Source organism: Rhodoglobus galactosidasius (assembly GCF_054957775.1).
The window spans coordinates 223354-242780 of the sequence record NZ_JBQIAV010000002.1; the positions used below are offsets into that span (position 1 = coordinate 223354).

The following is a 19427-nucleotide window of genomic DNA, read 5'->3' on the forward strand; positions in this document are numbered from 1 at the left end:
TGGGTGAACGCAGCGAAAACTCACCAGCGCAGCGGCAGATCCGGCCCCGACGATCCTGACGGAGTAACCCGGTAGGTGGTAAGCGTCTGGGCCATGATGTCGCGGAATGTCGAGGCAATTACTCCCGAATAGATGGTATCTGGGATACCTGCGGTCGCGATCACAACATACTCAGGATCATCGGCTGGGGCGATTCCTGCATAGGAAATTACGACTTTATCGCCATAGCCGCCATTTTCAGCCACCTGAGCGGTTCCACTCTTGACTGCTACTCGATATCCAGGAATCTGGAGGTTCGGTGCCGACCCGCTGGAGCTGTACACCATCTCCATCATTTGGAGAGTCTGCTCAGAAGCCTCTTTGGAGATGACGCGAGTGCCGTCGGTCGAGGGAGTGTCAGTGACGCTGCCGTCGGGCCAGTAGCAGCCTTCAACAAGGGTAGGAGGGAGCCGAACGCCGTCGTTACCGAGCGTCTGGTAGGCACTGGCCATCTGAATGGAAGTCGCACTAAGGCCCTGACCGAACTGCACCGCGTAGTTCGTGCGCGCGTCCCAATCGCTAGCCTCGTATAACGTGCCGCTCGATTCACCGTTGAAGTCGATGCCCGTTTTCTCGCCAAGCCCGAACGCCTGCAAGTAGTCGTGACGAGCAGACGCCTTCAGTAGATCGGTGTACTGGGCGATCGCAGTGTTCGACGACTCCACGAGAGCACCCGCGAGTGTCAGTCGCTGATCCGCGTGATAGAAGGAGTCGCTGATCACTCCGCCACCATTGGCGAGCTCAAGGGCATAAGGAGACACCACTTGAGTCCGCTGGTTTGCGCTTCCGGAATCAATGAGGGATGCGGCTGTTAGGGCCTTAATGGTCGATCCGGGCTCGTACGGGGTACTGAACGCGCGCGAACCGAGATCTCCAACCTCAGAGAGATTCACATTGTTGGGGTCTACCGTCGGCCAGTCGCTCACAGCGAGCAGGTGCCCGTCGCTCACGCGCATGACGACTCCGGTCGCCCATGTCGCTCCCAGTGCCTCTGCGGTTTGTGCCATTCGCTGCTGCACGTAGAACTGCAGGTCGCGGTCGATCGTCAGTTTGAGAGTTCCACCGTCTTTTTGCTCAAGAATGTCAACGGAGCTACCAGGCAACGCAACACCATCTTCACCGCGCGCATAGCTTGCTTCGCCGTCTTGGCTCGCCAAGCACTCGTCCTTGGTTAACTCGAGACCCGCTTGCGGGCCGTCCGTGCCGATGAATCCGACAAGATTGCCGGCGACTTCCCCGTTCGGGTAGCTGCGTTCAGGTCGCAACTCGTAGTAAAGCCACGCGATGTCGAGTTCAGCGACCGCCTGGTACTGCTCGAGAGTGATCCCCTTAGCCAAGTACTCGAAGTCTGACTCCGGGCTCTCAAGGATCGTCGTGAGTAAAGCCGTTGGGTCTCCCCCAATGACATCGGTGATCTTTGTGAGGTCTTCCAAAACCACCACAGAAGCGTTCTCGCGCAAGAGGGTTACCCGTGGGGAGATCACGATGTCGAACCGCTCGACACTATCGGCAAGAACAGCACCACGCGTGTCAACAATGTCTCCGCGCGTGCCATAGGTCACCCGGGTGAGAGTGCGCTTGGTGTCCGCTTCGGCTGACAGCGCTTCAGCTTGAACGACCTGGAGGTCAATGAGCCGAACCATAAATACTGCGGTCAACGCCACAATCGTGAAAACTACAAAGGTAATCCTGGCACGAGTCGAGCGCGGCTTCATCGGTTCTCCCCGGGTGTGATCGGTTCCATCATCGCGTGACTGGTGCAGGAATTGCGTTATTCTCCGCCTCTGGCGCGGCGCTGGATGCTGCTGCGCTCGACGAAGTCGATGAGGACGCTACCGTCGTGGCGGCAGTTGCTGCCGCCGTCGCTTTCGCGGCCTTCGCGGCGGCTGCGACCTCAGAGCTCACCAGCGGCATCCCGGTCAGGAGCGTGTTACCGACAAGACCGCACTCTCCGCCACAGCCGGTCGGGTCAGCGCTCCCAGGAAGACGGAAGACAGAACCGTTAGCAACATTGAGCGAGTAGGGAGCTGCGTTGGGAATCATTCCGAAACCGGCTGCCTGTGCGGCGAGATTTTGCGACGACGATTGCAGCGCAAGCGACTCAAGCAAATTCTGCTCGGTGCGGTTGAGGAGCTTCTGCTGATCCTGAAGCGAGTCGATCTGGTAAGCACCCTGTGTGACCACAATGCTCAGCAGAAGCTGCGCAGCGAGGATCACAAACATGCTCGCGACAGTGACTACCGCGTAAAGCGCCCGTGGTCGGGCCTTGCGCTGTGCCCGAGTCGTAACGATCTCGATGTGAGACGGTCGCTGTCCAGGGGTCTGCAGCGGCTGTGGCTGCGCATAAGCGAGGTTAGTGCTCATGAGATGACTCGCATTCGTTCAATTGCTCGCAGTCGCACGGGCTTGGCGCGGGGATTGGTTTGTTGCTCGGCCTCGCTGGCCTGCTCAGAACCGCGAACAAGCAGCTTGAGTTCGGGCTTGTGTTCAGGAAGCTCCACAGGGAGCCCAGCAGGTGCTGTGGATCGTGACCGGCGCTGAAGTTCGCGCTTGACGATGCGGTCTTCAAGCGACTGGTACGCCAACACAACCATTCGGCCGCCAACTTCCAACGAGTTGATCGCTGCGGGGATCGCCCGCTCCAGCACGGAAAGTTCTTGGTTAACCTCGATGCGAAGGGCCTGGAACACTCGTTTTGCCGGATGCCCTGCCCGTTGCGCCGCTGCAGGTGTCGCCGCAATGATCAGCTCGACCAATTGAGCCGATGTGGTCAGCGGCTGCTGCTCACGGAACTGCACGATGCGGCTGGCGAATCGCGGTGCCAACTTCTCATCGCCATACGCATAGAAGATGCGGCGGAGTTCAAGTTCGCTGTAGGTAGCGAGGATGTGCTCGGCGGTAATGGGAGTCGAGGCATCCATTCGCATATCTAGCGGAGCGTCTTGTGAATAGGAGAACCCGCGCTCAACTCGGTCGAGTTGAAGCGAGGAGACACCGAGGTCGAAGAAGACGCCCTGGGCGTTCGAGAATCCCAGCGAAGCGAGTGCCTTCGGAATCTCGTCGTAGACAGCATGAACAAAGTGCGTGCGGCTAGCGAAAGGCTCAAGCCGACGTCGAGCGATAGCAAGAGCGTCCTCGTCTCTATCAATCCCCACAAGAGTGAGGTGAGGGAACCGCTGGAGGAATGCCTCCGCGTGACCGGCCATACCGAGCGTGCCGTCAACAAGTACGGCTCCGGAAGCATCGAGCGCTGGTGCGAGCAGTTCAATCGAACGCTCAAGGAGCACTGGGGTGTGGATGGTGTTGTCAGCCATGGTGATTAGGGCTAGTTCTTGGATGCTGATCCCCATCCGATGCGACCTGATATCGGGGAAGAAAATCAGGGCGTTCGGCTGGGAGTCAGCGTCTAAGAGCTAGAAGAGTCCCGGAATCACCTCCTCGGTGGTGTTAACGAAGTCGGCCTCAGTGGCCTCGTAGTAGTTGTTCCAGGCCTCGGTGTCCCAGATTTCTGCACGGTTGCCCGCGCCGATGACCGTGAGATCGCGACCCAAACCGGCGTACTCGCGTAGTCCGGCAGGAATCGTGACTCGGTGTTGCTTATCGGGCGTCTCTTGGTTTGCACCAGAGAGGAACAAACGCAGAAAGTCGCGCCCCTGCTTGCTCGTTACCGGGGCCTTGCGGATCGCTTCGTGCATGACCTCAAACTCGCGCTGGCTAAAGACGTAAAGGCAACGCTCTTGCCCGCGAGTGACAACCACGCCTGAAGCGAGCTCTTCGCGAAACTTCGCCGGCAAAATGATGCGGCCCTTGTCGTCGAGCTTGGGGGCATAGGTGCCTAGAAACACGGCAGCCTCCCCTCAGTCTCCGGCCCGGATTTAGGTAATCTCCACTTTACTCCACTTTCAACCACATATCGAAGGTTTTTGGGCATGAATATTGAAGAATGTTGCAGGAAGCCTGTAAACATATGGAGAAATTGAGTGGAGGGAAATGGAGTAATTTCCCTGCATTGCTACAAATTGACCCCATTCAGGGCACAAAAAAAGGACCAGCCCGAAGGCTGGTCCTAAAAGTGGAGGAAGTTGGGGTTATCCGCGGCCGTCCTGGCGGCGATCCCAACGAGCGTTGATGGTGTCCATGAATGATGCCCCGCGCTTAGACGAGTGACGCGACGAAGTTGAGGGCGCCAGATCTTCGGCATCAGATGCGGACAAGCGCGGCGGGGAGACAAACAACAGCACGCCAACGAACATCACAACAAAACCGAGTACGCCTATGAGCGGCTGCTGGATGATGACCCCAGTAAGTAACGCGATAATGCCGGCGACTCCGACGAGAACGCCGATCACCATCATTCGGTAGTTGGGCTTGCCACGGCGGGGGCTGACTGTAGTGACGAAATCAGCGTCATTTTGATAGAGGCTGCGCTCCATCTCATCGAGGGCCCGCTGCTCTTGCTCTGAAAGCGGCATTTCGTTCCCCTCTCTTTGGGATCCACGGCTAAGTCTCTATAGTACGCCCCGATTCAGTCGGTAGGGTATACGAGTGCCTGAGAGTAACCAGTTAGTTGACCTAGTCCAGCTGAAGATCGACGCGTTCCTCGCCGAAAAGCGCGCCGAGTTGAACGACATTGCGCCAGAACTAACCGAACTCGCTGACGTCGGCGGTGCCCTACTTTCGGGCGGAAAACGATTTCGCGCACTGTTCTGCTACTGGGGATGGCAATCCGTGGCGGGCATTCCTTCGGCATCGAACCCGCTCAACGACGACGAAGTCTCCCGAGAATTGCCCGGAGTGCTCATGTCAGCATCCGCACTCGAGCTCTTTCACGCCGCAGCCCTCGTACACGACGACATCATGGATCGGTCAGACACCCGCCGGGGCGCTCCGGCTGCGCATCGCCGCTTCGAACAGATGCATATCGATGGAGGTTGGGCCGGCAATGCGGAGTCCTACGGTCAATCCTCAGCCCTTCTACTCGGCGACCTGCTTCTCGGCTGGAGCGACGAATTGCTCGGTCGCGGACTCGCGATGCTTCCCCGACCTTCTGCGTTAGCTGCGCGTCAAGAATTTATGACCATGCGAACTCAAGTTATGGCAGGCCAGTTTCTCGACATCCACGACGAAAGCGCCTGGGCTAGCTACCCCGAGTCCGAAGCACTAGACCGCGCACAACGTGTACTAATTTACAAGTCGGCAAAGTACAGCGTCGAAGCGCCACTTGCTCTTGGCGCAAGCCTTGGCGCTGGCAGTGACGAACAGGTCGCAGCCTTGCGCGCATTCGGACTCCCGCTTGGCGTCGCGTTCCAACTTCGTGACGACATATTGGGAGTATTCGGCGACCCAGAGTTGACGGGCAAGCCTGCGGGCGACGACCTGCGCGAAGGTAAGCGAACCGCAATCATCGCGATTGCTCGCCAAAATCTTTCAGCTAGTGCAAATTCGATCCTAGATGAGCTTCTCGGCGACCCTGATCTCACGACCGAGCAAGTCAACATGATCCGCTCCACCCTGCAGGATTCGGGAGCCGTAAATCAGATTGAGAAGGTCATCGCTCGCAACCTTGAGCGCGCCTGCGAAGCGATCGAAAATGCCAATCTGGCGCCCACGGCTCGAGCACAACTGCTCCAACTAGCTACAGCAGCGACAACTCGCACGTCATAGGCGAACGCGAAGGCGAAAGTTAGAAGCCGAGCGCCTGAGCGACTCGGCGCACTTCTGCTTTTCTTCCCGCGCGCAAGGCTTCGACCGGCGATACGCCCAAGCTTGGTTCGCTGTTGAGCAGCCAGTTCATGGACTCTTCTGAGCTGAAGCCAGCATCGCCGAGAACAATCACAGTGCCCTTGAGTTCTCGCAACGGCGCTCCGTCGACGATAAAGACGTCAGGAACTTGCCATACTCCGTCGATTTTGCTCGCGAGTAACGCGCCCTCTTCGATAAGGCGGCGGACTTGGCTGACCTTGAGTCCGAGCTGCTCGGTAAGGTCAGGAACGGTGAGCCAGTTAGTGGGGGGTGATTCAGTCACCCCTTAAGAGTGCCACGGCCATTGTGAGAAACCTGACAGTTCGCACGGCATATGCAGAATATTCACGAGTGCACTCAAGTAACACCAATCACATTAGCCACACCTGCCACACTGGTTGACACTAGATCGCTTCTGTGACAACGTGAAGCCGTGATCTAGGTGACCACACACACCTTCTCGGGGCCGGGAGCAGGAAGAAAGCTATGACATATTTCACTATGGACGACACCGAGAGTGTCGCTCACACAGTTTTCGCTGGGCTAGTTCCAGCAGCAGTCGACAATGGAGAGCGCGCACGTCGCCTCGCTCAACAACGAGCGCGAGCGGGCCGTAGCCTCATGAATACGGTTCCCGTGATTCTTGTCGGATCGCTTGCAGCCGCGACCTTCAACCTCACCGGGCCAGTTGAACCAGTCAACGCAAAGACGCCGAATGACCCGCGCCTCTCAACAGAACGCGCAAACAAGCCGACCGCAGTAACCACAGCTTCCGTGAGTGAAACTGCCGCCACCGTGATTAGCCCAGCACCCGCGAGCTACACAGTGGCCGAGGGCGACACTGTCAGCGACATTGCGTCTCGCTACGGGCTATCGACGGCATCCGTTCTTGCGCTCAACGGACTCAGCTGGTCATCAATGATCTTTCCCGGCCAGAAGCTCACCCTCACCAAGGGCATGACGGCTCCGCTGCCGAGCGTGAGCCACACCAAGACCACCAACGGCCAGTACACGATCGTCGCCGGCGATACCATCAGCGGGATCGCCAACAAGTTCGGCATCTCGACGATCTCGGTGATGTCAGCGAACGGTCTCGGCTGGTCAAGCATCATCTACCCCGGCCAAACGATCCTGATTCCGGGAAACCTCAGTGCACCCGCCGAAGATACTCAGGAATACGACTTCACGACTGACGACAACGACGAAGATGCTGCGGATGCCGACACTGGCACCGTAGGCAACTCCGGTGAGAGCAGCACCGGCACAGAGGTCGAGCCAGAATCTGCGGAGGCGGTAGTCGAGCCTGAAGAACCGGCACCAGCTCCAGAAGCATCGACCCCGGCACCTGCCCCGGTACCAGGCAGCAGCTACCTCGTCGTTTCTGGCGACACCATCGCGGCGATCGCACAACGTTCCGGACTCTCCACTCAAGCCCTGCTCGATGCCAACAGGCTCAGCCAGTCGAGCGTCATCTACATCGGCGACAAACTGACGATTCCGTCGTCAAGCTCAGTGCCCGCGAGCAGCGGCGGCAGCGTCACCTACTTGACAGCAGAAATGCGCACCAACGCTCTAGTCATCATCCAAGTTGGCCGAGATCTCGGAGTATCCGACTACGGAATCACTATCGCTCTCGCGACCGCCATGCAGGAATCGAGCCTGCGCAACCTCAACTGGGGCGACCGCGACTCTGTCGGACTCTTCCAGCAGCGACCCAGTGCTGGTTGGGGCACGGTCGCGCAGCTCACGACACCGTCACATGCAGCACGGCTTTTCTATGGTGGATCGAGTAATCCAAACAAGGACATTACCCGTGGACTCCTCGACATCTCGGGTTGGAAGAACATGACCGTGACCCGCGCTGCTCAGGCGGTTCAGATCTCGGCCTACCCAGACGCGTACGCAAAATGGGAGACATCTGCACGCTCATGGCTGCAAGAACTCGGCTAACCCGCCGAACAGCCGTGTCTAGCGGCACTCTCGGAGCTCAGAACTTTAGACTCTGATAGTGAATGCGAACAACACAGATCCGATGATCGGCCGTCTACTCGACGGTCGGTATCAGATCCGTTCGCGGATCGCCCGTGGCGGCATGGCCACCGTGTACCTTGCAACCGACCTTCGGCTTGAACGCAAGGTTGCCATCAAGATCATGCACGGCCATCTTGCTGACGACAGTAAATTCAAAGAACGCTTCGTTCAAGAAGCTCGATCGTCCGCTCGCCTTGCGCACCCCAACGTCGTGAACGTCTTCGATCAGGGTCAAGACAGCGACATGGCATATCTCGTCATGGAATATCTGCCCGGAATTACCCTGCGTGATCTTCTGCTGGAGCATCGCGTCCTCACCACTGAGCAAACGCTCGACATCATGGAAGCCGTGCTTGCCGGACTCGCTGCGGCCCACAAAGCCGGGATCGTGCACCGTGACTTGAAGCCCGAGAACGTGCTGCTCGCAGACGACGGGCGCATCAAGATTGGTGACTTTGGTCTGGCACGCGCCGCAAGCGCAAACACTGCAACCGGAGCAGCTCTGCTGGGCACCATCGCTTACCTCTCCCCCGAACTCGTTACTCGCGGTGTAGCTGACACCCGCAGCGACATCTACGCCGTCGGAATCATGATGTACGAAATGCTCGTTGGCGAGCAGCCCTTCACAGGCGAGCAGCCAATGCAGATTGCGTACCAGCACGCGAACGATGCGGTGCCGAGTCCCAGCGCAGCAAACCACCTTGTGCCGGCAGAACTCGACGACCTCGTGCTGTGGTCGACCGCGCGTGAACCGGATGATCGTCCTCGCGATGCGCGAGTGCTGCTCGACCAGCTCTACCAAACGCACAGCTCGCTGATGACCGCACTACCGCCGACGGCATCCACTGCGGTGCAGCGCACGATGGTGCTTCCAAGCGCGCCCGCTGCGGAATCGATGGGGTCCACAGCCGAAACCCAAGTATTCGGCGCAGAGCTGCAGCATGTAGCGCCGCCAGCTGCAACACAGGTCTCAGAGAACACCACAACGCTCTCTACGCGGGCGACCAAACGGAAGTCACGCGGCTGGTGGTTGCTCGTACTGATCGTATTACTGGTCGGAGGCGCAGCGGGAACCGGTTGGTACTTCGGTTCCGGTCCAGGATCGCAAGTGACGATTCCCACAAGTATTCAGAACGCGACGCCCGAAGAGGCGCGAGCGACTCTAGAAGAGCTGGGGCTCGTTGTCAGCGACGAACTGGGCGAAACGTTCGACCCGGTAGTCGCCGTCGGCTTAGTCGCCAACTCGACACCCGAAGTCGGCTCGTCAGTTCCGAACGGCGCGCCCGTAACTCTACTTATCTCCAAAGGCCCACAACCCATTGCTGTCCCCGCTTTTGCTGGCATGACCGAACAAGAAGCACGTGACGCCATCGAGGCCGCGCCTTTCACGCTTGTGGAACCCATCATCAAACAATTCGACGGGGACATCGCCGCTGGACTGGTGATTGACGTGCTCGGCGCCGACGAGACCTCAATCCTCGGCGCAGAGACCTACGGCGAGCTGCAAAACGTTTCGCTGATTATTTCCTCAGGGCCGCTGCCCAACGTCGCTTGCGCGACCGTCGATGAAGCGTCACAAATTCTTGCCGGTGTCGGACTCAAGTCGCAGCTCGGCGTTGAAGTCTTCAATGATTGCGAAAAGGGCACCGTTGTTGGGATTGACCCCGAGCGTGATGGCGAGGGAAACGCCCGCACCTTCCGTGAGGGCGACACCACGACGCTCATTATCTCTCGCGGGCCCGACCTCGTTCAGATGCCCGACGTGATTGGCGATGCGATCAACGACGCTATCTCCGAGCTTGAAACCCTAGATTTTGTCGTCAATGTGGAGACTGATCTCCCAAGAGGTTTCTGGGGCGGGCTTGCCAGAGTGGAATCCACCGATCCTGCCGCCGGCAAAATGATCAAACGCGGGTCAGAAATAACCGTCTATGGACCGAAGGTCTAATGAAAGCTATCTAATCAGCTGCCTCACACGACGAAGTAGGCCAGACTATGGAATCTCCTCGTCACCAACGCATAAAGCCCGCCAGCGCGCCACACTCAGTATGAGGTTTGGCGCTCTAGCGGGCTTATTTTTTTGCTAGAAAGCGCGGAGCTCCTCAGCTACGAGGAATGCCAGCTCGAGCGACTGCATGTGGTTGAGTCGAGGGTCGCACAGCGACTCGTAGCGAGTTGCCAGTGTGGCCTCGTCGATCTGTTCTGAACCACCCAAGCACTCGGTGACATCGTCGCCAGTAAGCTCAATGTGGATACCGCCTGGGTACGTTCCCGCGGCACTGTGCGCCTCGAAGAAACCCTTAACCTCATCGACGACGTCATCGAAGCGACGTGTCTTGTAACCGGTTGGCGTGGTGAGGCCGTTGCCGTGCATTGGGTCTGAAACCCAGAGCGGCGTGGCATCCATCTCTTTGATGGCTTCAAGCAGCGGAGGAAGTGCATCGCGGATCTTGCCAGCACCCATGCGAGTGATGAACGTCAATCGACCAGGCTCGCGCTCAGGATCCAGCTTGTCGATGAGCTGCTTCATGGTCTCAGCAGTGGTCGAGGGGCCGATCTTCACGCCGATGGGATTGCGCAGGCGTGAGAAGTAGTCGATGTGGGCACCGTCGAGGTCGCGGGTGCGCTCCCCGATCCACAAGAAGTGAGCGCTCGTGTTGTACGGCGTTCCGGTGCGCGAATCAATGCGCGTCATCGGGCGCTCGTAGTCCATGAGCAAGCCCTCGTGGCTTGAGTAGAACTCGGTGCGCTTGAGCTCGTCGAAGTCGGCGCCGGCCGCCTCCATGAAGCGCACAGCCTTGTCGATCTCCTTAGCGAGGCTCTCGTACTGGCGATTAGCGGGGTTCGCCGCGAAACCCTTGTTCCACGAGTGCACCTGGCGGAGATCCGCAAAGCCACCCTGAGTGAACGCACGGATGAGGTTTAGGGTGGATGCCGCAGTGTGGTAGCCCTCAACCAGACGTGCGGGATCAGCAGTACGCGATTCCGGAGTGAAGTCGAAACCGTTGACGATGTCACCACGGTAAGCCGGAAGTGTGACGTCTCCGCGCGTCTCGAAGTCGCTAGAGCGAGGCTTTGCAAACTGGCCGGCCATGCGGCCCATCTTCACGATGGGCTTCGATGCGCCATACGTAAGAACTACGGCCATCTGCAGAATCGTCTTGACACGGTCACTGATTTGCTGGGCTGTAGCGCCAGCAAAAGTCTCAGCACAGTCGCCACCCTGCAGCAAGAATGCTTCACCCTGTGCCGCACGCGCCAAACGGTCACGCAAGCGATCAACTTCACCAGCGAATACGAGGGGAGGCAGCGATGCGATCTTGTTCGACGCTTCGCCGACAGCATCGGCATCCGGCCACTGTGGCTGCTGCTTGATGGGGAGCGTGCGCCAGTTGTCTAGACCGGCAATCACGGCTGGATCAGCGAGCACGACTGGTTCTGACGGGTCGACCACAGGGAAATTCCTTCATACAATTACTGCGAAAATGGGTGGGTTCGTGACCCTCTAAGAGCCTACCGGCACAACAGGGCGTCTCGTGTCACTGTTAGCGACGAGCAGGAGTCGCGCGTTCCTTAACCGAAGTGGCATAGACATCCACGTATTCCTGGCCGCTGATGCGGTTCAGTTCATACATGATTTCGTCGGTAATTGAGCGCAAGATGAAACGGTCGCCCTCCATGCCTTCGAAGCGGCTGAAGTCGAGCGGTTCGCCGAAGACGATACCAATCCGGCCCATACGAGGAATCTTGGTGCCGATCGGCATGACCTTCTCGGTGTCAATCATCGCGACCGGGACTACAGGAACGCGGCCCTCCAAGATCATGCGAGCAACACCGGTGCGGCCACGATACATCTTGCCGTCGGGACTTCTCGTGCCCTCAGGGTAGATACCAAGCACCTCGCCACGAGCGAGAACCGCGAGCCCAGTATTGAGCGACGCCTCGGATGCTTTGCCACCTGAGCGGTCGATGGGCAGCATCCCTGTGCCATTAAAGAACGCACGCGATAGCCAACCGCGGATGCCGCGACCAGTGAAGTAGTCGCTCTTAGCGAGGAAGAAAATGCGACGGTCCATCACGAGGGGCAAAAACACCGAGTCGATGAACGAGAGGTGATTGCTGGCGAGAATGACGCCGCCCTTGCGTGGCAGGTTCTCAAGCCCCGAAACCCACGGCCGAAAAACGGTTTTTAGGATGGGGCCGGCAACCAGATTCTTCATAAACCAATAGAACATGGTGCCTCTTTCTCCTGCTCGCGGGATCTTCTACTCTACCGCGCAGCGGAACGTACCCCACAAACGGGTGCAAATATTCTCCCTCACCGATGCGGGCATAGCTTGCCCCGCAAGACCTAGCTAGAGTGGAATAGATCACCGTACCGGTGCCAAAGGAGTTGCCGTGAAACAGTTTGATGTACCAGCCATCGTTGAGGCTGACCCGGAAGCGAACGTTACCGATCTCTTAATGGATCGTGTCGCGGCTACGCCCAATAGCGCGTTATTTTCACTCCCCACAGCCAATGGCGGCTGGAGTGATGTCACGTCGTCAGAGTTCCTCACCCAAGTGAAGTCGGTTGCCAAAGGCCTTGTTGCCGCAGGCATTCAGCCCGGCGACAAAATCGGGCTGATGTGCAAGACGCGCTACGAGTGGACGCTCATCGACTTCGCGACTTGGTTCGCGGGTGCGGTGCTTGTTCCGATCTATGAGACCAGCTCGCCAACACAGATTCAGTGGAACCTCACTGACTCTGGTGCGATCGCGATCATCACCGAAACTCCCGACCACTTTGCGCGGTTCGATGAAATTCGCGCTGATGTGCCCGCCATCGCCAACGTGTGGCAGATCGATCTTGGCGATGTAGACAAGCTCGCGGCCTCAGGCAGCGACGTCACCGACGAGGAGATTGAGCGTCGTCGCAATCTAGCCAAGGGCTCCGATCTCGCTACCCTCATTTACACGTCGGGCACCACTGGCAAGCCGAAGGGGTGTGTTCTTACGCACTCGAACTTCGTCGAGCTGTGCCGCAACTCGCAGAAGGCAATCCCTGAAGTTGTGAACCCCGAGTCGAGCACACTGCTGTTCATCACGACAGCACACATCTTCGCTCGCTTCATCTCGATCCTGTGCATCCACGGTGGCGTAAAGGTTGGGCACCAGCCCGACACCAAACTGCTGTTGCCCTCCATGGCATCGTTCAAGCCGACGTTCCTGTTGGCAGTGCCGCGTGTGTTCGAGAAGGTCTACAACTCCTCGGAGCAAAAGGCTGAAGCCGGCGGCAAGGGCAAGATTTTCCGCAAGGCTGCTGACGTGGCAATCGCGCATTCGAAGGCATTGGATGCCGGACACGTCCCTCTCGGCATGAAGATTCAGTTCGCGATCTTCGACCGCCTCGTGCTGTCAAAGATTCGTGCAGCACTGGGAGGACGCGTCAAGTACGCCGTATCCGGTTCAGCGCCGCTGGGGCTTCGCCTCGGCCACTTTTACCGCAGCTTGGGTCTGACGATTCTCGAAGGCTACGGCCTCACCGAGACGACGGCTCCGATCTCGGTAAACAAGCCGTCTAACTTCAAGATCGGTAAGGTCGGTCCCCCACTTCCTGGTGTCTCCGTTCGCATCGCTGAGGACGGTGAGATTCAGGCCAAGGGTGTCTGCGTATTCGATGGCTACTGGAACAACCAAGAAGCCACCGACGAAGTATTCGATGGTGAATGGTTCAAGACCGGCGACATCGGCAAGTTCGATGAAGACGGCTACCTTGAGATCACGGGCCGCAAGAAAGAGATCATCGTTACCGCCGGCGGAAAGAATGTCGCCCCGGCCGCTCTCGAGGATCCCATTCGTGCTAACCCGATCATCGGCCAGGTTGTCGTCGTCGGAGAGCAGCGTGCCTTCATCTCGGCACTCGTCACGCTTGACGAAGAGATGCTTCCGGTCTGGCTCAACAACAACGGTCTCGATGCAACATGGACCTTGGAGCAGGCTGCCAAGAGCCCGGCAGTGCTCGCTGAAGTTCAGCGCGCGATCGACGTCGGCAATGCGAGAGTCTCGCGGGCAGAATCGATTCGCAAGTTCCACATCCTCGATGCGGATCTCACCGAAGCCAGTGGTCACCTCACTCCGAAGATGACCATCAAGCGAAACGTGATTCTCGCGGACTTCGCCGACGTGATCGATGCTCTGTACTCGAACTCACCGACGACTGAAGGTATTTCGCTCAAGTAGTCGTTAGCTCGGGCTAGTACCAGGATGCCTGGCGAATTGCGCGCATTGCTTCGCGCTTAGTCTCTGGTTCGAGACCCTCGATATAGAGATGCCCATCGAGGTGATCGGTTTCGTGTTGAAGAGCCTGAGCCATCAGCCCTTCGCCGCTGAGCTCTACAGGCTCGCCATCAAGGTCGACACCGGTCACGCGAGCGAAGGGGTGGCGTCGTCTCAGAAAGTAGAAGCCGGGCACTGACAGGCACCCCTCATCCACAAGTTCTGGCTCGCCTGACACTTCGACGAGTACAGGATTAATGATGTAGCCGACTTCGCCGTCGATGTTGTAGCTAAACGCGCGAAGGCCGACGCCAATCTGGTTGGCGGCCAAACCAGCGCGGCCAGGGATCTGAACTGATTCGATCAGATCATCGATAAGCGCCACAGCTCGCGCGTCACCGCTAACAATCGGATCGCACATGGAACGAAGCACGGGATCGCCAAAGAGACGAATCTCACGAACAGCCATAGGTTCAGTCGGTCCGAACCTCAGGGAGGCCGTCCATGACGACTGCAGCAAGTTCGAGTGCTGCGTTCTTGGTCAACTTGTTGAGGTCGCGGTAGTGCACCACTGAGCCTGTTGCGAGGCTCGGGTCGTACGGAATGCGAACGATCTCACGCACGCGCGACTTGAAATGCGCCTCGATCTCTTCGAGCTTGACCAGATTGGTTCCCTGCGTGGCAGTGTTCAACGCAACAACGGCGTTCTTGACGAGGTCAGCGTGACCGTTCGACTCAAGCCAGGTGAGCGTCTCGGATGCCAACCGTGCTTCGTCAACACTGCCGCCCGAAACGATGACAATCGAATCAGCTCGCTGAAGTGTGGCGCGCATCACGGAGTGCACGATGCCAGTGCCGCAGTCGGTGATCGCAACTGAATAGAAGCGCTCGGCCATATCGGCGACGACGTTGTAGTCATCCTCGTCGAATGCTTCAGAGACGTGAGGGTCAGTATCAGAGGCGAGAACGTCGAGTCGAGTCTCATCGCGCGAGACAACAGTCTGGAACTCACTAAAGGTGTGAAGCGAGTCTGAGCGCATCACAACGTCGCGCACCGTGGCACGTGTCTGCTTGTCAATGCGTTCCGCAAGCGTTCCGCGGTCAGGGTTGGCATCGATCGCGATAATTCGGTCTTCACGGGTGTCAGCCAACGCCATGCCCAGCAGGGCCGTGATCGTTGTCTTGCCAACGCCACCCTTGCGAGTGAGCACAGGAACAAACCGGGTGCCGCCAGTGAACGTCTTCGTAATGCGCGCCTCAAGAGCCTTGCGCTCACGTGCACGGTACGAGTCGCCCATGTTGACCAAGTGGAACGTAACCGCGTAGACGAGCTCCTGCAAGAAACCCTCAGGCGCTGGGCGACGATTCTTCTTACTCTGGTTGATGAGACGCTCGGCAGTAAGCATCGTTGCGGTCTCGGGCGCTGGGCGAATCTCAGTGCGCTGACGACCTCGACGAGTCATCGGATGATCGACCGGCGGAAGCTCAGGAATAACCGCAGCCTCAGAGGCAACCTCAGGCGGCATGGTGACAACCGATGACGGAACAAACGAGATCGACGTCGTAGCCATCGAAGCAGGGTCGACGTGATGTGCTGTCACCGCAACATCATCAATCGCGACAGCGGCCTCATGCTCTGGAGTCTCGCGAACAGGCATCGGCAACGACAACGTAAAAGTGAGACTTTCGCTGCTCGGTGCCTCTTCGACCGTCGAGTCTTTCGAGTCGTGATCGGCCGACGAATTTTTGTCGTCAGCGGACGACTGCACATCGGGTTTATTGCGCTCAGTAGTCACTTATTGATCCCTTTCAGAAAGCAAACACACAACTTTACCGCGTATAAGGAGCTAAACGTGACCGGTGCTTCAACAACGGCCACGTTCGTAGCCTATAGAAGCGTGCCTAACTGGGCTCAATCTCGACCAAAAGGTCTCCAGCATCCACCTGCTGAGTTTGGGGAATCGCGAGGCGTTTGACCGTGCCAGCAACGGATGCGGTAATTGCTGCTTCCATCTTCATCGCCTCAATTGACGCAACTGGCTGGCCTGCTTCGACCTTCGCGCCCTCCTCGACCTGAAGGGTTACAACGCCAGAGAATGGTGCCGCGATGTGGCCTGGCTTCGAGGAATCCGCCTTCTCCGCTGCAGTCGAATCGACCTTGATACTGAGATCACGCACGAAGACCGGACGCAACTGACCGTTGAGCGTAGCCATCACCGTGCGCATGCCCTTGTCGTCAGCCTCGCCGATCGCCTCAAGCCCAACGAAGAGCTGAACACCCTTGGCGATCTCGACAACGTGCTCGTGACCCTGCCGCAAACCGTAAAGATAGTCGGTGCTGGCAAGAGCAGAAAGATCGCCGTAAGCCTCGCGAGCAGTCTCGAAAATCTGTGTCGGACCAGCAAAGAGGAGCCTGTTGAGCGCAGAACGACGTTCGGTAGGTTCACCGTCGAGAGCAGCCTGATCCTCTTCGCTAATTTCCTCGACGCCAATCTTGACGTTGCGACCCTTGAGAACCTTCGAGCGGAACGGCTCTGGCCAGCCGCCCGGAAGTTCACCCAACTCCCCCGCCATGAACCCAATTACGGAATCAGGGATGTCGTACTTGTCTGGATTCTCTTCAAAGTCAGCCGGGTCGGCCTTCGCTGCGGCAAGCGCGAGCGCAAGATCTCCCACAACCTTGGATGACGGGGTGACCTTCGGCGGACGACCAAGCATCTTGTTTGCCGCGGCGTAAAGATTTTCGATGGTCTCAAACTGGTCTGCAAGGCCCAACGCAATTGCCTGCTGGCGAAGGTTCGACAGCTGCCCACCCGGAATCTCGTGGTGGTAGACCCGGCCAGTCGGCCCGGGAAGCCCCGACTCGAACGGCGCATAGGTGTGACGAACGGCCTCCCAGTACGGCTCGAGATCCGAAACTGCGTCGAGCGAGATTCCGGTGTCGCGTGCGGTGTGCGCAAGCGACGCGATGAGAGCCGACATGGATGGCTGGCTTGTCGTTCCTGCCATCGGAGCGCTAGCGACATCCACAGCATCCGCACCGGCACGCGACGCGGCAAGCAGCGTTGCCAGCTGGCCGCCAGCAGTGTCGTGCGTATGCACGTGCACAGGAGCGTCAAAACGCTCACGCAGAGCCGAAACGAGGGTCTCGGCGGCCTCAGCACGCAAGAGCCCCGCCATGTCCTTGATGGCCAGCACGTGGGCGCCGCTTTCCATGATCTGGTCGGCAAGCTTGAGGTAGTAGTCGAGCGTGTACAGGTCTTCGTTCGGATCGAGCAAGTCACCGGTGTAGCAGAGCGCAACCTCAGCGACAGCAGTGCCCGTGTTGAGCACGGCGTCGATAGCGGGGCGCATCTGCGAAACATCGTTGAGAGCATCGAAGATACGGAAGATGTCTACGCCGGTGTCTGCAGCCTCGCGAACGAAGGCATCCGTCACCTCGGTGGGGTACGGGGTGTAGCCGACAGTATTGCGGCCACGAAGCAGCATCTGGATGGCCACGTTGGGCAGAGCCTCGCGCATTGATGCGAGTCGCTCCCACGGGTCTTCCGCCAAGAAGCGCAGAGCAACGTCGTAAGTCGCCCCACCCCACGCCTCAACCGAGAGCAGTTGGGGCGTCATCCGTGCAACGTGCGGCATCACAGCAACGAGGTCACGCGTGCGCACGCGAGTAGCCAAGAGCGACTGGTGTGCGTCGCGGAAAGTGGTTTCCGTAACCGCAAGTGCCTTCTGCTCGCGCAGCGCCGATGCGAAACCGGCCGGGCCGAGCTCCAGCAGGCGCTGCCGCGAACCGGCGGGTGCCTCAACTGTCAGATCAACCGTCGGAAGTTTGAGCTGCGGGTTGATGATGCCAGCACCATCACCGTTCGGCTGATTGACCGTGACTTCAGCCAACCACGTGAGGATCTTCGTGCCACGGTCCTTCGAGCGGTGCGAATTCACCAGCTCGGGTCGCTCATCGATGAACGCCGTGCTCAGGTCACCAGCAATGAACTCTGGGTCGTCAAGAACACCCTGAAGGAACGGGATGTTCGTAGTGACACCACGAAGACGGAACTCTGCGAGCCCACGACGCGCACGACGCACAGCCGAAGCGAAGTCACGGCCACGGCACGTCATCTTGACGAGCATGGAGTCGAAGTGGGGAGAAATCTGCGAACCTGCAGAAACCGTTCCACCGTCCAAACGGATGCCGGCGCCACCAGGCGAGCGGTACGTGGTGATTTTGCCGGTGTCTGGCCGAAACCCGCTGGCGGGGTCTTCGGTCGTGATACGGCACTGGAGGGCCGCTCCGCGTAGCTTGAGCTCGTCTTGACGCAAGCCCAACTCTTCGAGCGACTCCCCGAAGGCAATTCGCATCTGTGACTGAACGAGGTCGACATCGGTGACCTCTTCAGTGACCGTGTGCTCAACCTGAATGCGGGGGTTCATCTCGATGAAGACGTGCTCGCCCTTGCGCTCCCCCGCAGTGTCGAGCAAGAACTCGACGGTGCCGGCGTTGACGTAGTCGATCGACTTCGCAAACGCGATCGCGTCGCGGTACATCGCTTGGCGCGTTTCTTCGTCAAGGTTGGGCGCAGGGGCAATCTCGACAACCTTCTGGTGCCGACGCTGAACTGAGCAGTCACGCTCAAACAGGTGGATGATGTTGCCCTGCGAGTCAGCAAGAATCTGCACCTCAATGTGGCGCGGGCGCACAACCGCTTGCTCAAGGAACATCGTCGAGTCACCGAAAGCACTTTCGGCTTCACGCATAGCGGCTACGAGAGCGTCGCGGAGATCCTCTTTCTTCTCTACGCGACGCATTCCGCGACCGCCACCGCCGGCAACAGCCTTGGCGAAGATGGGGAACCCGATGTCGTCGGCGCCAGCAAGGAGCTCATCGAGGTCGGTGCTCGCCGGAGTCGACTTGAGAACGGGAACTCCCGCAGCAATTGCGTGCTCCTTGGCGGTGACCTTGTTTCCGGCCATCTCGAGCACCTTCGTCGGTGGGCCGATGAAGGCGATTCCGGCATCCGCTGCCGCATGAGCGAGCTCCGGATTCTCAGACAGGAACCCGTAGCCAGGGTAAATTGCGTCAGCGCCGCACTCTTTAGCTACGCGGATGATCTCCGAGACATCGAGGTAGGCACGAACAGGATGCCCCTCTTCGCCAATGAGGTACGCCTCGTCAGCTTTGAGCCGATGAACCGAGTTTCGGTCCTCGTACGGAAAAACGGCAACAGTTCTTGCACCGAGCTCGACTGCCGCACGCATTGCACGGATTGCGATTTCGCCTCGGTTGGCAACGAGAATCTTCTTGAACATTCGGTCCTTCCTGACAAAAACCAAGCCTAGAGTGGTTGAACTCTGGCAGT

15 protein-coding genes are annotated in these 19427 nt (G+C 58.6%); 4 read left to right on the top strand and 11 right to left on the bottom strand.

Annotation, left to right across the window (positions count from 1 at the left end; translation table 11 throughout):
- Positions 1–20: 20 nt before the first annotated feature.
- The 5 genes from ACTJJW_RS03670 to ACTJJW_RS03690 form a co-directional block, all read right to left on the bottom strand.
- Positions 21–1754, bottom strand: coding sequence for a peptidoglycan D,D-transpeptidase FtsI family protein (locus ACTJJW_RS03670; protein WP_462642749.1), 1734 nt, complete (start codon positions 1752–1754; stop codon positions 21–23).
- A gap of 28 nt (positions 1755–1782) precedes the next feature.
- A complete protein-coding gene (gene ftsL / locus ACTJJW_RS03675; protein ID WP_462642750.1) occupies positions 1783–2403 on the bottom strand; it encodes a cell division protein FtsL in 621 nt (206 codons plus the stop codon).
- Positions 2400–3353, bottom strand: coding sequence for a 16S rRNA (cytosine(1402)-N(4))-methyltransferase RsmH (gene rsmH, locus ACTJJW_RS03680; protein ID WP_462642751.1), 954 nt, complete (start codon positions 3351–3353; stop codon positions 2400–2402). The genes ftsL and rsmH overlap by 4 nt, the downstream gene beginning before the upstream one ends.
- 99 nt (positions 3354–3452) lie before the next feature.
- Positions 3453–3884, bottom strand: a complete 432-nt coding sequence (gene mraZ, locus ACTJJW_RS03685; RefSeq protein ID WP_129071303.1) for a division/cell wall cluster transcriptional repressor MraZ — start codon at positions 3882–3884, stop codon at positions 3453–3455.
- A 243-nt stretch (positions 3885–4127) separates the two neighbouring features.
- Positions 4128–4511 (bottom strand): DUF3040 domain-containing protein, encoded by a 384-nt coding sequence (locus ACTJJW_RS03690; protein ID WP_462642752.1) that lies wholly within the window; start codon positions 4509–4511, stop codon positions 4128–4130.
- 73 nt (positions 4512–4584) lie between these two features.
- Between ACTJJW_RS03690 and ACTJJW_RS03695 the strand changes: the two genes are divergently transcribed.
- Positions 4585–5703 (top strand): polyprenyl synthetase family protein, encoded by a 1119-nt coding sequence (locus tag ACTJJW_RS03695; protein ID WP_462642753.1) that lies wholly within the window; start codon positions 4585–4587, stop codon positions 5701–5703.
- Positions 5704–5722: 19 nt separating this feature from the next.
- On the opposite strand, the gene ACTJJW_RS03700 is transcribed toward ACTJJW_RS03695, so the two are convergent.
- On the bottom strand, positions 5723–6064 hold the full coding sequence (locus ACTJJW_RS03700) for an Rv2175c family DNA-binding protein (RefSeq protein ID WP_462642754.1): 342 nt from the start codon (positions 6062–6064) through the stop codon (positions 5723–5725).
- A gap of 203 nt (positions 6065–6267) precedes the next feature.
- Between ACTJJW_RS03700 and ACTJJW_RS03705 the strand changes: the two genes are divergently transcribed.
- Positions 6268–7731, top strand: a complete 1464-nt coding sequence (locus ACTJJW_RS03705) for a muramidase family protein (RefSeq protein ID WP_462642755.1) — start codon at positions 6268–6270, stop codon at positions 7729–7731.
- Between the two features lie 58 nt (positions 7732–7789).
- Positions 7790–9760 (top strand): Stk1 family PASTA domain-containing Ser/Thr kinase, encoded by a 1971-nt coding sequence (gene pknB, locus ACTJJW_RS03710; RefSeq protein ID WP_462642757.1) that lies wholly within the window; start codon positions 7790–7792, stop codon positions 9758–9760.
- Between the two features lie 135 nt (positions 9761–9895).
- On the opposite strand, the gene ACTJJW_RS03715 is transcribed toward pknB, so the two are convergent.
- Both ACTJJW_RS03715 and ACTJJW_RS03720 read right to left on the bottom strand, forming a co-directional pair.
- Positions 9896–11266 (bottom strand): class II 3-deoxy-7-phosphoheptulonate synthase, encoded by a 1371-nt coding sequence (locus tag ACTJJW_RS03715; protein WP_462642759.1) that lies wholly within the window; start codon positions 11264–11266, stop codon positions 9896–9898.
- Between the two features lie 91 nt (positions 11267–11357).
- Positions 11358–12047: a lysophospholipid acyltransferase family protein gene (locus tag ACTJJW_RS03720; protein ID WP_462642760.1), complete on the bottom strand. Its 690-nt coding sequence runs from the start codon at positions 12045–12047 to the stop codon at positions 11358–11360.
- Positions 12048–12210: 163 nt separating this feature from the next.
- Between ACTJJW_RS03720 and ACTJJW_RS03725 the strand changes: the two genes are divergently transcribed.
- Positions 12211–14034 (top strand): AMP-dependent synthetase/ligase, encoded by a 1824-nt coding sequence (locus tag ACTJJW_RS03725; RefSeq protein WP_462642762.1) that lies wholly within the window; start codon positions 12211–12213, stop codon positions 14032–14034.
- Between the two features lie 13 nt (positions 14035–14047).
- On the opposite strand, the gene def is transcribed toward ACTJJW_RS03725, so the two are convergent.
- From def to ACTJJW_RS03740, 3 genes are all read right to left on the bottom strand, one after another.
- Positions 14048–14539, bottom strand: a complete 492-nt coding sequence (gene def, locus ACTJJW_RS03730) for a peptide deformylase (protein ID WP_462642764.1) — start codon at positions 14537–14539, stop codon at positions 14048–14050.
- Between the two features lie 4 nt (positions 14540–14543).
- Positions 14544–15866: a MinD/ParA family ATP-binding protein gene (locus ACTJJW_RS03735; RefSeq protein WP_462642765.1), complete on the bottom strand. Its 1323-nt coding sequence runs from the start codon at positions 15864–15866 to the stop codon at positions 14544–14546.
- Between the two features lie 106 nt (positions 15867–15972).
- Complete coding sequence (locus ACTJJW_RS03740; protein ID WP_462642767.1) at positions 15973–19377, bottom strand: pyruvate carboxylase; 3405 nt, start codon at positions 19375–19377, stop codon at positions 15973–15975.
- Positions 19378–19427 lie beyond the last annotated feature (50 nt).

Excerpts from the sequence above, each read along its gene's own strand:
- ACTJJW_RS03670 (WP_462642749.1), bottom strand. The coding sequence starts at position 1,754 with ATGAAGCCGCGCTCGACTCGTGCCAGGATTACCTTTGTAGTTTTCACG.
- ftsL (WP_462642750.1), bottom strand. The coding sequence starts at position 2,403 with ATGAGCACTAACCTCGCTTATGCGCAGCCACAGCCGCTGCAGACCCCT.
- rsmH (WP_462642751.1), bottom strand. The coding sequence starts at position 3,353 with ATGGCTGACAACACCATCCACACCCCAGTGCTCCTTGAGCGTTCGATT.
- ACTJJW_RS03690 (WP_462642752.1), bottom strand. The coding sequence starts at position 4,511 with ATGCCGCTTTCAGAGCAAGAGCAGCGGGCCCTCGATGAGATGGAGCGC.
- ACTJJW_RS03705 (WP_462642755.1), top strand. The coding sequence starts at position 6,268 with ATGACATATTTCACTATGGACGACACCGAGAGTGTCGCTCACACAGTT.
- ACTJJW_RS03720 (WP_462642760.1), bottom strand. The coding sequence starts at position 12,047 with ATGTTCTATTGGTTTATGAAGAATCTGGTTGCCGGCCCCATCCTAAAA.
- def (WP_462642764.1), bottom strand. The coding sequence starts at position 14,539 with ATGGCTGTTCGTGAGATTCGTCTCTTTGGCGATCCCGTGCTTCGTTCC.
- ACTJJW_RS03740 (WP_462642767.1), bottom strand. The coding sequence starts at position 19,377 with ATGTTCAAGAAGATTCTCGTTGCCAACCGAGGCGAAATCGCAATCCGT.